Genomic DNA, 18640 nt, shown 5'->3' with positions numbered 1-18640 from the left:
AATAACTTAAAACTATTATAATATAAGAGAGGTGAAAGCAATGCGATCGCAAAACAGTTTATTAGTTTTAACTCTATCATTTTTCGGAGTCCTCACTTTAAATGTAAATCTTAAAGTCATTGCTCAATCTATTACTCCGGCCAATGATGGAACGGGAACAACAGTTAATTTAACTGGTGATAATTTTACCATTGATGGGGGTTCGCGATCGGGGGATGGAACAAATTTATTTCATAGTTTTGAGCAATTTGGACTCAATTCTGGGCAAGTTGCTGAGTTTCTGAGTAACCCACAAATTCAAAATATTTTGAGTCGTATTGTTGGGGGCGATCCATCAATTATTAATGGTTTAATTGAAGTCACGGGAGGGAATAGCAACCTCTATTTACTCAACCCAGCAGGAATTGTATTTGGATCGGGAGCAAGTTTAAATGTTCCAGGAGATTTTACGGCAACAACAGCCACAGGAATTGGTTTTGGTGGGAATCATTGGTTTAATGTTTCTGGTAGTAACAATTATACTGATTTGAATGGCAATCCTGCTCAATTTGCTTTCGATTTAGAACAACCTGGAACAATTGTGAATGCAGGCAATTTAACCCTAAATCCAGAACAAAATTTAACCTTACTCGGTGGTGCAGTTATTAATACCGGAACCCTGACCACAGAAGGCGGTAATATTCTCATTGCTGCTGTTCCTGGCAGCAGCACAATTCGCATTTATCAACCAGGACATTTATTGAGTTTAGAGATAGAACCCCCGCGAGATAGTCAAGGAAATTTAGCGGCTTTTCAGGCGATCGATCTGCCAGAGTTATTAACAGGGACAGATACGGGAATTACAGCAAATGGAGAGGAAACGGTACAATTTAATGATTCGGGAACTGTTGCGCCTTTTGCTGCGGGAACAGCACTTTCGACGGGAATTATTGATAGTTCAGGAATGATAGGAGAAGGAGGAACAGTTCATTTTTTAGGCGATAAAGTTGCTTTACTCGATAATGCTCGAATTGATGTTTCTGGAGAGACAGGAGGGGGAATTGTTCGTGTTGGTGGAGATTATTTGGGAGGGGGAACTGTTCCCAATGCTCAATTTAATTTTGGTGGAGAAAATGTTTCCATTAATGCCGATGCTAGGAATACAGGTGATGGGGGAACGGTTATTATTTGGTCGGATGATGCAACTCGGTTTTATGGAAGTATTAGCGCGAGAGGGGGACAAAATGGAGGAGATGGAGGCTTTATTGAGACTTCAGGAAAGAATTATTTAGATGTTTTTGGTGCTTCTATCGATGCCAGTGCAGTATCGGGAAATGCAGGAGAATGGTTGCTCGATCCTCGTAATGTTACCATTACTAATATGACCAGTGGCGGGGGTTTCGCTGGTGGTATTTTTACCCCGACCAGTGATGATGCAAAAATTAATGTGACAGATATTTTAACCGCTTTGGCAACAGGCTTTAATGTTACAATTACAACAGGAAATACAGGCAATCAACAGGGAAATATTACCGTTGCCACGGCGATTAATCCAACTACGGTTTATGGCAATCTAACCTTAACTCTCAATGCTGCCAATGATATTTTCGTCAATGCCGATATTACCAATGGTGACATGAATAGTGGTAAGCAGTTCAATGTGGCGCTTATTGCGGGAGGTAATATCAATACAACCGCAGCAACAATTGATACATCTAAGAGTGTTACTACAGGTTTGTTAGCCTTTGGAGGGAATATTACCATGCAGGCGGGAGGCGCGATCGCGACAGGTAGCCTCGATACCAGTGCTAAATTTACTGGTGGTGGCACAACCGCATCAGGAGGAAATATTACCCTAACGGCGGGAAGTTCGATCGATATTACTGGGGCGATCGAGACCCATGGCAGGAATATAGATGGAGGTATGATGGCAAGGGGAGGTGATGTCACTATTATTTCGGGACGTACTCCAGGCAGCAATATTACCTTTACCACTATTGATACCACGGCAGGTGATGCTGACATTCTCCTGGGAGGAAGGGTTGCGATCGATGCCTATGGATTGGTGCGAGGATCGGGAATGTTAGCCAATGGTAATACAATCGACACCTCCACGGGAAGAGGTGCGGGAACGATCGCCATTACTCACGATGGAGGGTTTAATAATATTGATTTTACGGTAGGAGGTTCAACGACAAATGGGACGAAGGGAGGACTAAATGCTGCAACTCAGCTTGCTTCGGGTTCTTTTGCAGTGTTGGCCAATGGAGGACTCGCTTTGGGAACACCTCCTGGAATTAGTATTACTTCCATTAACAGTCCACCGACGATAAGCGCGTTTTCCGCAACGGTAAGTTCGGGAGATACCCTCACTTTAAGTTACGAAAATCTCGCTGCTTTGGCTAATGATGTGGATTTGGATAATCTTATTTTTACTTTGGATAATTTTACCAGTCTTGGCACCTTGACATTAAACGGCGCGGCGATCGCCGGGTCTTCTATCACCATCTCTCCTGGGGATATCCTCACTTATACTCCCCCGACAGATTTCCCCGGCACGATCGCCATTTTTGATGTTAATGCCAGTGACGTTGTTTCTTCTAATGCAGCAACCGTAAGTGCTAGTACAAATTCCAGTACAACCTTTGAGAACCCCTGTCTGCTTGAATGTAATGAAGCAACACCGGTTTTAAATTACAAAAACCCCATTGTAGAAAATCAGTCGGGAAATTCTCTCTTCGATCCTGGAGTAGAGGAAATTGAAGGGGCGATCGCCCAGGAATTTACAGACTATTTTAACTTGGATGATGTTGAGACTCCAACCCTTGAAGAAGTGCAGGACATCTTGCGAGATATTGCCAAAAAAACAGGCAGGAATCCTGCTATCGTTTATGTGATGTTTTCCGGTTCCGCGATCGCCGATCGCCCTTCCGAAACCCTTTTTGCTTCCGCCGATCTCCTCCACTTTAGCGATCGCGGCTTAGAATTATCTCAATCCTCCAATATCGGCGATCGGGATATCTTACAATTGGTGATGGTTACAACTAATGATGAAGTTGTCGTGCGACAATTACCCGAAGCTACCCGAGAGCGGGTAATGCAACAAGCCGATCGATTCCGAAGTACAATTACTAATGTTAACCGTCCCACCTCTTTCCTCCCCTCTTCTCGCCAATTGTACCAATGGATCGTGGAGCCTCTCGAAGCCGACCTCAAAGCACGAGAAATTGATAATATTGCCTTTATTCTGCATTCCGGCTTGCGATCGCTCCCCATCGCTGCTCTTCACGATGGTGAGAAATTCCTCATCGAACGTTATTCTGTGGGTTTAATGCCCAGTATTTCTCTCACAGATACAATTTACAAAGATGTGAGGAATATTGAAATTCTAGCGATGGGAGCCTCTGAGTTTACCAGCCAAAGCCCTTTACCCGCCGTTCCTTTAGAATTAGAGATTATTGGCAAATCTTGGCCAGGAGAATTTTTTCTCAATGAAGGATTTAATTTAGAAAAGCTCAAAAGCGAACGTCAGCAAACACCTTACGGCATCGTCCATTTGGGAACTCACGCCGAATTTACAACCGGAAAACCCAGTCAATCTTATATTCTACTGGGCGATCGCAAACTTCCCCTCGATCGCCTCCGAGAGTTGAACCTCAATAACCCTGCTACGGAATTATTGGTTTTGAGTGCTTGTCGGACAGCATTGGGGGATGCAGAAGCAGAATTGGGTTTTGCGGGGTTAGCCGTCGCAGCAGGGGTCAAATCAGCTTTAGGGAGTTTGTGGTATGTTAGCGATGAAGGCACTCTGGCTTTAATGGGGGGCTTTTACGATTACCTACGAGATGCACCTATTAAAGTTGAAGCCCTACGTCAAGCGCAGTTGGCAATGTTACGCGGAGAAACAAGATTAGCAGGAGGTAATATTTTCATCTCTGATACCAGTTTTCCCCTCACTCCCGAATTAGCAGAATTGGGCGATCTTGATTTCCGTCACCCTTATTTTTGGAGTGGGTTTACTTTAATTGGTAGCCCTTGGTAATCAGTTATCAGTTATCAGTTATCAGTTATCAACTATCAACTATCAACTATCAACTATCAACTATCAACTATCAACTATCAACTATCAACTATCAACTTTGCTTTCTACTAATCTTCGGCCAGATTCCGAGAATAATATTGAGGAGGTTTAGGAGTTTTTTAACTTGTTGAAGTTGTTGTTCTAGTTTACTGTAGCGATCGCGAAGTGCAGCGCTTCCTTGCTGTGCTTTATAAATATAACCTGGTGCAGGATGAAAGATATTATAAAGAGTGCGATCGAGAGAAATGAGAGTTTGCGTGACATTAGCGAGGGTTTTTCGCAAACGCAGAATTTTCCATGCGACATAGAAATTTATGAGAGCAAGAGTACAATTAAAAATTACGACAAAAAGTAACATACAAAAAATAACATATTAAAGTGCATCAAAAAAATAACACCACTTTAAGCATTTCTATGAAAACAAGACTACAGGTCAATCAACAAACTATAATACTGCATAATATACAGGAAAAGATAGCCAATCTATCTCTTTTGCAGTTGGAAAAGCTGACGGATGCACAGTTTGATTTTGCGACTTTGGAGGATTTGTTGCAGTGGTTGGAGAAGGAAAACTCAACCACTAATGAATAAGGCAATTTGCATCGCGATCGCAGATAAGTAGAGAGGTTAAATTTAACCTCTCTACTATTTACAGTAAAATCCAACAATGCGATCGCAATTTTCCAATGATAACCACCGACGATTTATTGAAACCCGAGATTCCCCCCAAACCCCAAATTGAACTCCCCACCATCTTCCGTTTGGGACTCTTTAACCTAGGACTGGGGATGATGTCCGTCCTTACCGTTGCAGTTCTCAACCGAGTCATGATTAGCGAACTCGGCATCCCTGGAGGCGTTACAGCAGGAGTCATTGCTGCTCCTTATTTTATCGCCCCCGCACGGGTTTGGTTCGGGCAACTCTCCGACGCAAAACCTCTCTTTGGTACTCACCGCACCGGTTACGTCCTCACCGGTACCGCCGTCTTTGGCGTGATGGTCTTTGCTGCGGTGCAAGTAGTTTGGCAACTGGCTAGAGTGATGGAAACAACAGGAGGTTGGGTCTGGAATCAGCAAACGACATTGTTAACAATCTTATTAGCAGGGATTTTTGCCCTTTATGGTTTAGCCGTCAGCGCCAGTTCTACCCCCTTTACCGCGATGTTAGTCGATATTTCCGAAGAAGACAATCGCTCCAAAATTGTCGCCATTGTCTGGTCTATGTTAATGGTGGGAATTGTGATTGGCGGCATCAGTGGTAAAGTCTTCCTCAAAAACATCGACCAAGTGGGAACCCTTACCCCCCTAGAAGCCCTCCAAGGTCCCATTAATACCCTTTTCCTCATTGTCCCCTGTATCGTCTGGGGACTCGCCGCGATCGCCACCTGGGGAGTCGAGAAACGCTATTCCTTATATGCGTCGCGATCGTCCTTCAACGAGAGAAGCGATGGCATGACCCTGGGTAAAGCCCTCAAAGTCCTCACCTCCAGCCGTCAAACGGGCTTTTTCTTCTCTTTTCTACTGGTTATGACCATTGGGTTATTTTTGCAAGAAGCAGTCTTAGAACCCTACGGTGGGGAAGTTTTCGGGATGTCCATCGGGGAAACTACTGCCCTCAACTCCTTCTGGGGTATGGGGATTTTATTGGGCTACGGTACCACGGGCTTTTTAGTGGTGCCGCGTTTGGGCAAAAAAAACACCACCAAACTGGGTTGCTTATTGGTCGCAATTTGTTTCCTGATTATTATTAGTGCAGGGTTTACCCAAAACCCCCTCGCCTTAAAAAGCGCCATGTTCGTCTTTGGGATCGCCGCCGGTTTTGCCACCATTGGAGCCATTAGCCTCATGCTAGACTTGACAGCAGCAGAAACGGCGGGCACCTTTATCGGAGTCTGGGGACTGGCTCAAGCCCTGGCTCGGGCGATCGCCATTTGGTCGGGAGGCTCTATTCTAGACTTAGGTAGATTTCTCTTTAAAGCCCCTCTCCTGGCTTATAGTTCCGTTTTTGTCCTGCAAGCCCTGGGAATGTTGCTGGCGATCGCCATTTTGGATCGCGTTGATGTCCAAGAATTCCAATCTACCTCCAAACAAGCTATTGCAACGATCATGGAAAGCGAGTTAGATGGATAGTAGTTGATAGTTGATGGTTGATAGTTGATAGTCAATCGCTAAGGGAATCAGGTCATGGCAGAGTTTTGGTATCGGGTTTTAGATTTTTGTAAAACAACCACGGAAGGATTGGGACATCGCTTGATGCGAGACTTTGGCCAGGTTAGCGCCGATCGCAAAAGCGATGGTAGCTTAGTCACTGAGTCCGATCGCTGGTGCGATCGCGAAATTCGCAGCGCGATCGCGGCCACTTTTCCCGATCATGGCATTCTCACTGAAGAAACCACTCACACCCTCCCCGATCGAGACTGGTGCTGGGTGGTAGACCCCATCGACGGCACCACCAACTTTACGCGAGGAATTCCCGTTTGGGGCATATCCTTGGGCTTACTCTATCGCGGCACCCCCGTCTTTGGCTTCCTGAATTTCCCCCCCCTGCGCCAAGTCTTTTACGGCTATTGGTCGGGTCAAACCGATCTGATCATGCCAAAAGGCGCTTACTTAAACGGGAAAACCATTCATACCAGCCCAGATGACCCCAGTTTCAATCATTTATTTAACTTCTGCGCCCGCAGTCTGGATATTCTCAAAAATCCCTTTCCCTGTAAATTTCGTTCCATCGGCGTTGCCAGTTATAACCTTGCCCTCGTCGCTTGCGGGGCATCCCTGGGGGGAGTGGAAGCAACCCCTAAAATCTGGGATATTGCCGCAGTTTGGGCCATCCTACAGGGTGCGGGGGGAGCCTTCGTTCACCTCGAACCCAACCGGGTTTTTCCCTTGAAAATAGGACAGGATTATGGCAGCCGCCCTTTTCCCAGTTTGGCACTCAGTCGCGCCGAACTCAGCCCCATTTTTAAACCCTTGGTGGGCTTTATTGGCGATCGCGTTGTTCGTCAATATAGAATTTGAGTGAGTTTATTGTTTTTGATTAAATTAAGGTTTGCATAATCGATGAGGATTTTAGTCTTAGCTTGGGAATTTCCCCCCCGCATTGTTGGAGGCATTGCCCGTCACGTTGCCGAATTGTATCCAGAATTTGTTCAGTTAGGTCACGAAATTCACCTCGTTACCGTCGAATTTGGCTCCACCCCCCGCAATGAAATCGTTGAGGGGGTTCATCTTCATCGCGTCGCCGTCCCCCCCGGAAATGACTTCTTTCATTGGGTGGCAAATATGAATGAAAGTATGGGCAGCTATGGCGGTCAATTATTGCGAGACAAGGGGGATTTTGCCCTCATCCACGCCCACGATTGGTTAGTGGGAGATGCGGCGATCGCCCTCAAACACGCCTTTAAACTGCCCCTCATCGCCACCATTCACGCCACGGAGTACGGTCGCTATAACGGTCTCTATAACGATACTCATCGCTACATTCACGGCAAAGAATACAATCTCATTTATGAAGCCTGGCGGGTCATTGTTTGCAGCCATTATATGAAAGAAGAACTCGGGCGGGCTTTTGGCACTCCTGGGGATAAAATCGACATTGTTTATAATGGCATTCGCCCCCATAAAAAAGAACGAGATCCGAATTTTAACTTGACCCATTTTCGTCGCCGTTTCGCCGAGGATCGCGAAAAGATTGTCTACTATTTAGGGCGCATGACTTATGAAAAAGGTATGTCTGTTCTCATCGCCTCAGCCCCTAAAGTCCTTGCCGAAATGGGGGGACATACTAAATTTGTGATTATTGGCGGCGGCAATACCGATCGCCTCAAAGAACAGGCATGGAATACAGGAATTTGGAACAATTGTTACTTCACTGGCTTCATGTCCGAAGAAGACCTCGATCGCTTCCAAACCATTGCTGATTGTGCAGTTTTCCCCAGTTTGTACGAACCTTTTGGTATTGTAGTCTTAGAAAGTTTTGCTGCTAGGGTTCCCGCCGTAGTTTCCGACACTGGCGGTTTACCCGAAGTCGTGCGCCATACCAAAACCGGAATAGTCACCCAAACCAATAACCCCGACTCCCTCGCTTGGGGCATTCTCGAAGTCCTCAAAAATCCTGGATATGCTCAATGGTTGATCGATAATGCTTATCAGGATTTACACGCCCGCTTTAATTGGTTCGATTTGGCTCAAGAAACCGAAAAGACTTACAAGCGTGTGGTTCAAGAGCGATCGCATCTCCTTAGGTAATCAAAAAATCCTCTCATCATGCACAACCATCGCCAACCCCTCAAACCCTATGATGCCGTTCTGGGCGGACAGTCTTCCTTGCCGCGAGGGAGTGCGGTTTTAGGGGGATTGCCTGGGCTGAAAGTTCGCTTCGAGAGTCGAGACGAAAATCTGCGCTTATCTGCCCTAGGGGACGTTCTACAATACGGTTCCCCAGGCATCGATCTGGCGATCGCTGCCCTACACGATCCCTCTCCGCGAGTTTGCTGGTTTGCCTACTGTTTGTTACGCCAATATTTACAAGAACAGAAGAGAACAGAATTAAAGATTTTGCTGTCCTTGAGAACTTATAACCCTTGGCAACTGTTTAGCTGTATTTTTACCATACAAGCTCACATTGCAGAAGTGACGGATTTAGCCGTCAGTCCCGATGGTGAAATTTTAGTGAGTAGCAGTCGAGATAAAACGTTAGGGGTTTGGGATATTAGCACCGGACAGCAAAAGAATTCTTTGATCGGTCATTCCGACTGGGTTTCGGCGGTTGCGATTCCCAGGAATGGTAACATCATCGCCTCGGGCAGTCGCGATCGCACCATTAATATTTGGCATTTAAAAACCGGTCGTTTGTTACGAACAATGGCAGGTCGCGCCAATTTTGTTAAATCCCTGTCCCTCACTGCCGATGGGAAAACTGCCCTGAGCGGCGGTATTGGCTGCACTCTCAGCCTTTGGGACACCAGTACGGGGAACCTCTTGCGAACCCTCACCGGAGCGGCAAATTCCCTCGATACCCTTGCCATCGATGGGCGATCGCAGTTCGTTGCCAGTGGCAATGGCGACGGCACAATTCAAGTTTGGGAACTGGCAAGCGGACAAATGTACCGACATTTTCTCGCCCATCGAGAGGGCATTACAGGATTATGTTGGAGCCGCGATCGCCAAACCCTTTTCAGTTGCAGTATTGATAAAACCATTGGAGTCTGGGACTTGTCCACGGGGCAATTAAAACATCGCTTTATCGGTCATTTGGGAGCAGTCAACGCTCTTTGTCTGAGTCCAGACGAACAAACCATTTTTAGCGGTGGTAGCGATAAAACCATTAAAATTTGGGATTTGCGAACCAAACGACTGCAATATAGTTTACAAGGCCATTTAGACTCCGTAATTGCCGTAGAGATCGATCCAGAGGGTCAGGGACTTTTCAGTGGAAGTCGGGATGGAATAATTAAAATTTGGGGCGTAAAATAAACTTCATCGAGAGAAAAATAAAAAACTTCTCAAGATTATTGCTCCGCAGGATCGCATCTTTGTGAACTGGGAGGAATGTAAACATAAACGCAAATTTTCAGGGTGCTACTCGTGGTCAAAGCCAAATGTTTTTTGACTATTTTCATGGCCGTCTCCTTGCTGGGAAAAGTAAATTGTTTCGCGTCCCCAGAGATTAATAATTTCGCAACTCGCTGCTGTCAGTGTTGTGATGTGAATGGCGAAAATTGTAAGTGTTGTTTGTGTAGTTAGTGTTGTCAATCGGTAGAGGAAAATAAATCGCCAATATTTTCCTCTTTCTTCTCTTTTTCCTCTGCTAAAAGAGTAAATCCGATGTTAAAAAGGCAAAAAGAGTATCTCTATTGCTAATCCGAAGAGTTTTTTCTGATTTGAGAAGACCTTTTTTTGCGAACAGCGTGTCAGAATAGGAGAATCTTATCGATCTGGGTTTAAATCTAGGTCAATAATGTAACTGGATTTTCTCTTTTCTTGAATGCGATATCCTTATGAGTTGGCAGGCATTTTTTCAGCAATTCCGATGCAACAGAGGATCTGAAATCCGAATGTGGCAGCGTTTTTTCGGCGGAGTTGCTGCTGCGTTAGCCGTTGGAGGATTGCAAATCGCAGGGTTTATTGAACCCTTGGAAAATCGAGCCAATACTTTGTTATTTCGCCTGCGAGGGTCGCGAAGTTGGGACGATCGCATCGTAATTGTTGGCATTGATGAAAAAGCGATTGAAGAATTAGAAACCCTTTCTTGGTCGCGATCGCCCTACACCAAATTACTCGCTATTTTAAAGCGATCGCAGCCCCAAGCCATTGTTTTTGACGTGCTGATGCCGGAGGACACCCAAGAAGATGACCTTTTAGCCCAAGGCATGAAACAGGGTATTCCTGTCATTCTTCCCGTCGCTTGGAATCGAAACGGTCGCTTATTGCATTCTCCCCCATCTCTGCAACAAGCCGCGATCGCCGAGGGTTACATTGCCCTCACTCAAAATTTATCCGGTACGACCCAGGCGATCGAACCTAAAGTCCAAGGCTTTCTCAGTTTGGGTTTAGCCGTCACCTCTATTAAATCCTTGGAGTTAAGTTTACCGCAATTAAATCGCCCTCTCTGGATCGACTGGCCGGGAAAGGCAAGAGAAGCAACGCAATATTCCCTAGCAGATACAATTCGGGGTAAAGTTCCCGAGTCTGCCTTTACCGATAAAATTGTTTTGGTGGGAGCGACGGCCATGGGTTTCGATCCCCTGAAAACCCCCTATGATGTCGATCCACCCACCAATGGCGTTTACCTGCACGCCGCCACGATTGATAATCTCTTGGGACGCGGTTTTTTTCATTCCCTATACCCCACCAATGCGATCGCCGCTTGGTTGATTTATGGGGCGATCGGCACTCTCCTCAGTTTTAACTTAACGCCGAAGCGGATGCGAACGCAAATCGCTCTGAGTTTGGGGGCGATCGTTGGTTGGTTACTTTTGTGCGGTTTGGGTTTTTATGGGAAATATCTCCTGCCCGTCGTTGCCCCCATCGCGGTATTGAGCGTTACTGTTTTCGTCACCCTCTTGCAGCGTCTCGTCCAAATGAGAGCGATCGCCGTGCGGGCAATCTTCTACGATTCCTTGACAGGATTGCCAAAACATTCCTACTTTTTGCAACAATTAAAACGAGTTGGAGTTAAAAAAGAGGAAAAATACGCCTTCTTGGTGCTGAATCTGGATCGCTTTGGCGATCTGAACGCCGATCGGGGTCAAGGATCGAGCGATCGCTTGCTCTTGGCTGTGAGCGATCGCCTGCGGGAGATTCTCAAAGGTTCATTATTTGGAGAATGTCTGTTAGGGCGTTGGGGTGCAGATGAATTTCTCATTTTTTATCCCTATCCTGCCAGCAGCGCTACAGTGATTTTTTTGGCTCGCACTATTGACGAGTGTTTACAAACGACCTTTCAACTAGAAGAACAGCAAGCATTTAGTCGTATTAGTATTGGCATCGCCCTATCTTGGGAATCCACACACTGCCCAGAAGAGTTGTTAAACCACGCTCGTATTGCCATGTATCAAGCCAAACTGCAAGGTAAGCAGCGCCATGCTATTTTCAACCCACAACTCCATCAGGCTGCAATTTCCCTGTGGCAGCTTGAAAGTGATTTTCGTCAAGCCCTTGGGGGTATTGAGACTCGATTAGAGCAAGAATTTCGCCTTCATTATCAACCGATTATTAAACTTGAGACGGGTAGAATTATTGGCTTTGAAGCCCTAGTGCGCTGGCAGCATCCCCAGCGCGGTTTAGTGTCTCCTATTGAATTTATTCCCCTAGCCGAAGAAACGGGTTTAATCGATCTTTTGGGACAATGGGTATTGTATAAAGCCTGTTATCAATTGCAGACTTGGCAAACTCAATTGAAGCATTGCTCTGGGTTAATTGTAGCGGTCAATCTCTCTCCCAGTCAACTTTTGCAGCCAGAATTGGTGACGCAAGTTCGTTCGGTACTTGAGGCTACTGGGTTGGATAGTCACTGTTTAAAGTTGGAAATCACTGAAAGTAGTTTAACCGCTAATGAAGAAGATGCGATCGCAATTCTGAATCAATTAAGAGCTTTGGGGGTTAACTTGAGTTTAGATGATTTTGGGATTGGTTATTCTTCCTTGAGACGGTTGCATCGCTTTCCCCTCAATTTATTAAAAATCGATAAATCTTTTGTGAAAGGATTAACTTACGAATCAGAAAGTTTAAATATCATCAAAACTATTTTAGAATTAGCTCGAAGTTTAGAGATTACCGTAGTCGCGGAAGGCATTGAAACCCAGGAGCAATTTCTGCAATTACGACAGCTTCAATGCGATTACGGACAAGGCTATTTATTTTCTAAACCCCTCGACGCGATCGCTGCTGAGACTTTATTAATTCAAAATCCTCTTTTTCAATGATCTCCTATTAACTATCAACTATCAACTATCAACTATCAACTATCAACTATCAACTATCAACTATCAACTATCAACTATCAACTATCAACTATCAACTATCAACTATCAACTATCAACTATCAACTATCAACTATCAACTATAATACTAGCTATTAATGTGGAAAAAAGCAGGCGATCGCGCAGGAAAATCCAGGTAAAAAAGGCGAATTTATTTCATCTTCAGCAAATAACGTTGCAGCTAAACTTAACTGGGCATTTTCTCGCCGATAAACTTCTACTTGTCGGTTAAAGCGATCGACGATCCAATATTCTCTCACTCCTTGTAGCGAATAGAGTTTGAGTTTAGCAGTGCGATCGCGGCGTTCATTTTGTCCTCCTCGCGAAATCACTTCTACCACCAATTCAGGCGCACCACATAAATGCCCCGCATCATCTTCTATTTCTTCTAATCGTTCGTGACTCACCCAAACCACATCCGGCGAGACATTATCAGCATCAGAGAAAATCAAACCAGGCATAATAATCGCTTCACCCAAATTATTAGACTCAGACCAAGCATCTAATTGCCGGAAAATTTTGCCGCTAATTTGTTGGTGTCTGCGATGAGGCGATCGCGTCATAAAAAGTTCTCCATTAATAATCTCATAACGAACCCATTCATTATCAGGAAGTGCTTCTAAATCGCGACTCGTCCAGCTAATACTTGCTAGAGTTTGACTCATTTTTCTTCATCCTTCGCTTTAGTTGACTTTTTCGCCCTTGTCGTTTTAGCTTTGGTCGTTTTTTTAGCTTTAGTTGTTGTGGATTTCCTCGTGGTAGATTTTCGCGTTGTTTTCTTCGTTGCTGCTTTTTCGGCCAACAACTTCAAAGCCATTTCTAAGGTTACACTTTCTACTGTTTCTCCTTCGGGAATACCAACATTAATTTTTTCATGCTTGATATATTTCCCGTAAGGACCTTCATAAATATTAATCGGTGCGTCATCATCAGGATGTTTTCCTAACTCCCGTAACGGCGTTTTAGAACCCTTTCCGCGTCCTTTTTTCGGTTGCGCCAAAAGCTCTAAAGCACGTTCTAAAGTAATCGTTAAAACATCATCGGGAGCCTTAATCGAACGATAATCTTTCTCCTTGCCTTGAGTTTGAACAACATAAGGTCCAAAACGTCCATTATTGGCCTGAATTTTCGCTTCTGTTGCGGGATGAACCCCCAAAGTTCGCGGCAAAGCCAATAAACTAACAGCAATATCGAGAGTCAAATCTTCCTGTTTCATTCCTTTGGGAAGCGAGGCACGTTTGGGCTTTTTATTCTCCTCAGTTTTTTCCCCTAACTGCACGTAAGGTCCGTAATTTCCCGTGAGAATATAAATCGGTTCTCCTGTCTCCGGATGTAATCCTAATTTATCAGGACCTTCCAATTTTTGCCGGATCAAAATTTCAACTTGTTCGGGATTCAAATCTGCCGGAGTTAAATCAGGAGGAATAGAAGCCGCAATCTTTTCCTCGCCATTTTCTACCTCAATATAAGGACCGAAACGACCGATTCTGACCTTCGCATCGAGATTTTCTAAATTAACAGCTTTGGCAACACCGGGATCGATTTCTTCCTCTCGAACTTTAACTTGATTTTCTAACCCTGTTTCCCCTAAATAAAATTCTTCCAAATAGGGCAACCATTTCACCTCTCCCGTGGCAATATCATCCAGGGTTTGTTCCATGCGGGAAGTAAAACGAGTGTCTACCAAGTCGTTAAAATGTGTCTCTAATAAACTGGTGACAGCAAAAGCGGTAAAGGTAGGAATTAGGGTTTTATTGCGGATTTGGGCATAGCCGCGATCGACAATAGTGCCAATAATACTCGCATAGGTACTGGGACGACCAATACCCTCACTTTCCAACATTTTTACAAGGGATGCTTCGGAATAGCGGGCAGGAGGCTTGGTTTCATGTTGTAGGACTTCTAATTCGTTACATTTAGGCGTATCCCCCGCTTTTAAAGTGGGTAACAACACCTCTTGGTTTTCCAAAGCGGCATCGGGATCGTCAGAACCTTCCACATAGGCGCGGAAAAAACCAGGAAAATCTATGCGCTTGCCGTTAGCGCGAAATCCCGCATCTTCTACCTCAATATTGACTGTGATTTGTGTGAGACGAGCATCCGCCATCTGACAAGCCACCGTCCGCTTCCAAATTAGATCGTAAAGTCGGAATTCGCGATCGCTTAACCGGGTTTCTTTGGGGGTGCGAAAGGTAGAACCCGCCGGGCGAATAGCTTCGTGTGCTTCCTGCGCCCCTTTACTTTTGGTGGTGTACTGTTTTGGTTTGGGGCTGAGATATTCCTTGCCGTATTTTTTCTCAACGCAGGATCGCGCCGCCGCGATCGCCTCATCGGACAAATGCACGGAGTCAGTCCGCATATAAGTAATGTAGCCTTCTTCATACAGTTTCTGCGCCGTCCGCATGGTATCCCGCGCCGATAAGCCTAATTTGCGGTTGGCATCCTGTTGCAGAGTAGAGGTGGTAAAAGGAGGATAGGGGCGGCGTTTGGTGGGACGTTCTTCAATATTGGCAACTTTCCAAGTTTTATCAATTAGGCGATCGTGCAGTGCGGTGGCTTCTTCCTCATTCAATAGAACCACATCTTTGCCCTTAGCAATTTGTCCGGTATTGGGGTCAAAATCACTCCCCGTTACCAGTTTTTTCCCCTTCAAGGTGACGAGTTTAGCTTCAAACAGGTTCTCATTTTGGTCCAAGGTGGCTTTTAAATCCCAATATCCCCCAGACATAAAGGCGCGGCGTTCTCGTTCCCGATGGACGAGCAAGCGTACTGATACCGACTGGACGCGACCGGCGGACAAACCGTAAGCAATTTTCTTCCAGAGAAGAGGAGAGAGAGTGTAACCCACCAAACGATCTAAAATGCGGCGAGTTTCTTGGGCGCGAACTAAATTTTCGTCAATTTCCCGACAATTTTGCAATGCTTTTTGAATGGCATCCTCAGTAATTTCGTGGAAAACCATGCGTTTAGTCGGCACCTTTGGCTTCAGGAGTTGCAGCAAGTGCCAAGAGATGCTTTCTCCTTCGCGATCTTCATCAGTAGCGAGGATGAGTTCGTCAGCCACCTTCAGGGCTTCCTTGAGTTCCTTAACGACCTTCTTCTTGGTCTTGGGGACGACATAGAGAGGGGCAAATTTATTTTTGACATCAACACCTAATTTTGCCCAGTCCTTGTCCTTGTGGGCGGGGGGAATTTCATCAGCAGAGGAAGGCAAATCGCGAACATGACCCATCGAGGCTTCGACGCGGTAGCCATTGGGTAAGTAATTGCGGATAGTCCGCGCTTTAGTGGGCGATTCGACAATAACAAGGGTTGACATTGGCGTTAATGATAAATATACGGACGTTGTATTTAACGCCCCTACAAAGGGCTTGGGGTAGACGATTACCCTGCATAGACGATAAGCAAAACAGGATTCTGCATTTGTGCCGCTTTTTCCTATCAATACCATATCCCAACAAAAATGGGGAAGAAGGAAAAAATTTTGCTGAGAGGAAAAATCGCTTCTCTTTACATTTCTTCTTTGTCTTTAAAGTGAGATTTGGGGTGAAATTTAACTTCTGCTGAATTTGCGCGATCGCCTCGTTTCATCGTTGTACGATCGAGTAACATCACGGGTTATAATGCTGAAATTGTCAACGATAAATCTCATGGTCGATCCTTTGCCTGAAGAACCAGAGTATTTAGAAGATCCAGAGGCTAAACTAGAGGAATGGGACGAGCAGGTGTGGGGTGATAATGAGAATGAAGCTCGCCGCAACTGTTTGGAAATTTCTCATAAGGTAAAGGCAAGACTGATGAGTGTAGAGCGTGTCAGTCGTCGATCTAAAAGATGGCTATGTCATTTTCGATCATACGAATAGGAGTAAAAAGAAATGACAACTTTCAAACCTTTTGTGGGATTAAATCGCTATGAAATTGGTATTCCCTTAGCAGGTTACAGTTATTTATTCATCAATTTGAACGATCTTAAAGATATCTCTCCATCGGAGGCGATCGCAAAACTTGAAGCAATGGGATACGATCCGCAACTTAGATACATGAGAAGCGTCAATGGATTAGAGATTTGTTTGTTACTTAAAACCTTAAAGTTAAGGAGTTTGGATGATAAAAGTCCATTCGGCGATGAGTGGGAAACTTTAGTGGAAACTTTGGGAACAACTAACTCTTTAGCGGTTCGCTGTTCGACAGGAAGAGGAAAAAAAGCGATCGCGTCAGAATCCGATCGCGTTACTGTTATTTCCGCTTAATCAAAAATGCGATCGCGTTGATGAAGTGATTTTAAGATTTGCGTTTTGGATTACTCAATTCTGGGTTTCTCAACCATTCTAATAGTTCTGTGCGGGTGGATTGCAGGAGCAGGGAAACGGCTTCTCGGGAGGGCAATTGTAAGAGGCGATCGATAATGTTTGTTAATTCTTCATCTACCGACCCAAAGCGCACGATCGCGATATTTTCTAACATCATACGCTGTCCTTGTTGCAATCCTTGTTGCAATCCTTGTTGCAATCCCTGTTGTAAGGTTTCTTCTCGCCATTGGAGATAAGCTGGGGATAGTGTCATGATTAACTCCCGTTCTTCTGCGGTAGGATTGGCTTGCATTTCCAAATTAACTCGCCAAATGGCGACTTGTTCTAGGGCGTGACTTCGCAAGGGATTATTTCTTGCGAGTGCGACTAATTCTAGGATAGCGCGTTCTTGAATTTTGCCTTTGCCTAATATTCTCAGCCAGAGAGTTTCTGGGGTTTCGGGTAAGCAGTTAATGGCGATGAGGGCTGTTTTTGGCGCTTCTCCGAGAAAATAGACTCCTTGTTCCCATTTGTCCTTACGGGAGAAACAAAAGCTCTTGAGAAGGCGATCGCTGGCTGAAGGGGTGAGAATCCACAATTGCGGGAGATCGTTTTCTGTGAGAGTGCGATTGCTTCGTTTGGCTTGGCGCTGTAGTTGACTGTGGAGAGAGTACAGTTTCAACATACAGTTACGAATATCGGTGTTACTGGGTTGGTTGCGGAAGGGTTCGAGAGAACAAGGAGTCGCGACGATTTGCCCGAGTAATCCCAAGTCTGGGGGTGACGGTGGAGGAGTGGGTGAGGGAGAAAAGTAAACATCCACTTGACGCACTTCTGAGGACACCTCTTGGCTGATTTTGACTTCGCCGAGAGGTGAGAGTAGCCCTTCAAGATATTGTTTGGCGAATTGATCGTGGGGTTGGCGAGTCATTGATAGTTGAATTTTTCAACAATTTTGATATTGTAGCAGTTTTGTTTGTGAAATTATGTGAATGACTGGTACAAATAATGCGATCGCGGTGATTATTTTGTTGTGTCTGAATTCTATCTAAGCCTCAATATACTCACAAATTGAAATGGATTCAGGAATGGTCAATCCTTCTTCTTTTATCCCTATACCTTAAAGAAAAAGAAAATAGAAAATTAGTCTCGCAACTGAACGGGCATTGCTAAATAGGTCATTTTTAAACCACTCAAAGGCTTGAAGATAACGGGTTGAGTTGCTGCATTGAGATAGATTGTAATTTCCTGACTTGAAAGTGCTTTTAATCCATCCATTAAATACTTAACATTAAATGCAATTTCCGGGGGTTCGTCGCTGGTAATTTGTGCGGGCATTGCTTCTCGTCCGCTTCCGAGGTCTTGAGATTCTACCGAGAGGAAAATTTCTTGATTTTCCTTGTCGATCGCGCAACGCACAACGTTATTTTTAGAATCAACTAATACAGAAATACGTTCTAAAGCACTTTGGAATTGCTTGCGATCGACGGTAACTTGGTTACTAAACTCTTGGGGGATCAGTTGACGATATTGAGGATAAGCCCCCTCTAATTTACGACTGACGACTCGACGATTTCCCAATTCAAAAATGACTTGAGAATCATCCATTTTTAACATTACTCCACCTTCTTGATTTTGCATTCCCAAAATCTTCTCAACTTCTCGCAATGCCCGCGCAGGAATAGTCACCTCTAAGGACGTTGTATACAAATCCCCATCACCCCCATCACCCCCATCACCCCCATCATCCCCATCATCCCCATCATCCCCATCATCCCCATCACCCTCATCACCTCGATCTCTCAAGGT

14 protein-coding genes are annotated in these 18640 nt (G+C 45.0%); 8 read left to right on the top strand and 6 right to left on the bottom strand.

Features of this window, described 5'->3' with window-relative positions; all coding sequences use genetic code 11:
* Positions 1-40: 40 nt before the first annotated feature.
* Positions 41-4021 (top strand): CHAT domain-containing protein, encoded by a 3981-nt coding sequence (locus VB714_RS07500; RefSeq protein ID WP_323222686.1) that lies wholly within the window; start codon positions 41-43, stop codon positions 4019-4021.
* 91 nt (positions 4022-4112) lie between these two features.
* On the opposite strand, the gene VB714_RS07495 is transcribed toward VB714_RS07500, so the two are convergent.
* Positions 4113-4418, bottom strand: coding sequence for a hypothetical protein (locus VB714_RS07495; protein ID WP_323222684.1), 306 nt, complete (start codon positions 4416-4418; stop codon positions 4113-4115).
* Between the two features lie 56 nt (positions 4419-4474).
* On the opposite strand from VB714_RS07495, the gene VB714_RS07490 reads away from it, so the two are divergent.
* The 5 genes from VB714_RS07490 (at position 4475) to VB714_RS07470 (ending at position 9534) form a co-directional block, all read left to right on the top strand.
* Entirely contained in the window at positions 4475-4651 is a 177-nt protein-coding gene (locus tag VB714_RS07490) for a DUF4351 domain-containing protein (RefSeq protein ID WP_323222682.1), read from the top strand.
* A gap of 95 nt (positions 4652-4746) precedes the next feature.
* On the top strand, positions 4747-6189 hold the full coding sequence (locus VB714_RS07485) for a BCD family MFS transporter (protein ID WP_323222680.1): 1443 nt from the start codon (positions 4747-4749) through the stop codon (positions 6187-6189).
* Positions 6190-6243: 54 nt separating this feature from the next.
* Positions 6244-7077 carry an inositol monophosphatase family protein gene (locus VB714_RS07480; RefSeq protein WP_323222679.1) on the top strand — a complete coding sequence of 278 codons (834 nt, stop codon included), beginning with the start codon at positions 6244-6246 and terminating at the stop codon, positions 7075-7077.
* Positions 7078-7119: 42 nt separating this feature from the next.
* The gene (locus VB714_RS07475; RefSeq protein WP_323222678.1) at positions 7120-8307 is read left to right on the top strand and encodes a glycosyltransferase family 4 protein; all 1188 of its coding nucleotides are present in this window, start codon (positions 7120-7122) and stop codon (positions 8305-8307) included.
* Between the two features lie 18 nt (positions 8308-8325).
* Positions 8326-9534 carry a WD40 repeat domain-containing protein gene (locus VB714_RS07470; protein ID WP_323222676.1) on the top strand — a complete coding sequence of 403 codons (1209 nt, stop codon included), beginning with the start codon at positions 8326-8328 and terminating at the stop codon, positions 9532-9534.
* 105 nt (positions 9535-9639) lie between these two features.
* Here VB714_RS07470 and VB714_RS07465 read toward each other — a convergent pair whose 3' ends face one another.
* A complete protein-coding gene (locus tag VB714_RS07465; protein ID WP_323222674.1) occupies positions 9640-9813 on the bottom strand; it encodes a hypothetical protein in 174 nt (57 codons plus the stop codon).
* A gap of 302 nt (positions 9814-10115) precedes the next feature.
* Between VB714_RS07465 and VB714_RS07460 the strand changes: the two genes are divergently transcribed.
* A complete protein-coding gene (locus VB714_RS07460) occupies positions 10116-12485 on the top strand; it encodes an EAL domain-containing protein (protein ID WP_323222672.1) in 2370 nt (789 codons plus the stop codon).
* 152 nt (positions 12486-12637) lie between these two features.
* Here VB714_RS07460 and VB714_RS07455 read toward each other — a convergent pair whose 3' ends face one another.
* Positions 12638-13207 (bottom strand): Uma2 family endonuclease, encoded by a 570-nt coding sequence (locus VB714_RS07455; RefSeq protein ID WP_323222671.1) that lies wholly within the window; start codon positions 13205-13207, stop codon positions 12638-12640.
* Positions 13204-15861: a type I DNA topoisomerase gene (topA, locus tag VB714_RS07450; protein WP_323222669.1), complete on the bottom strand. Its 2658-nt coding sequence runs from the start codon at positions 15859-15861 to the stop codon at positions 13204-13206. Before topA ends, VB714_RS07455 begins: the two co-directional genes overlap by 4 nt.
* A gap of 556 nt (positions 15862-16417) precedes the next feature.
* On the opposite strand from topA, the gene VB714_RS07445 reads away from it, so the two are divergent.
* Positions 16418-16792, top strand: coding sequence for a hypothetical protein (locus tag VB714_RS07445; RefSeq protein ID WP_323222668.1), 375 nt, complete (start codon positions 16418-16420; stop codon positions 16790-16792).
* 31 nt (positions 16793-16823) lie between these two features.
* Here VB714_RS07445 and VB714_RS07440 read toward each other — a convergent pair whose 3' ends face one another.
* Together VB714_RS07440 and dnaN are read right to left on the bottom strand one after the other, a co-directional pair.
* On the bottom strand, positions 16824-17762 hold the full coding sequence (locus VB714_RS07440; protein WP_323222666.1) for a hypothetical protein: 939 nt from the start codon (positions 17760-17762) through the stop codon (positions 16824-16826).
* A 212-nt stretch (positions 17763-17974) separates the two neighbouring features.
* A partial coding sequence (gene dnaN, locus VB714_RS07435; protein ID WP_323222664.1) for a DNA polymerase III subunit beta occupies positions 17975-18640 on the bottom strand: 666 nt, incomplete at its 5' end.

It is taken from the genome of Spirulina sp. 06S082 (assembly GCF_034932145.1).
In the GTDB taxonomy this organism is placed as follows: Bacteria; Cyanobacteriota; Cyanobacteriia; order Cyanobacteriales; family Spirulinaceae; genus CCY15215.
This window is presented reverse-complemented; position numbering and strand designations above follow the sequence as displayed.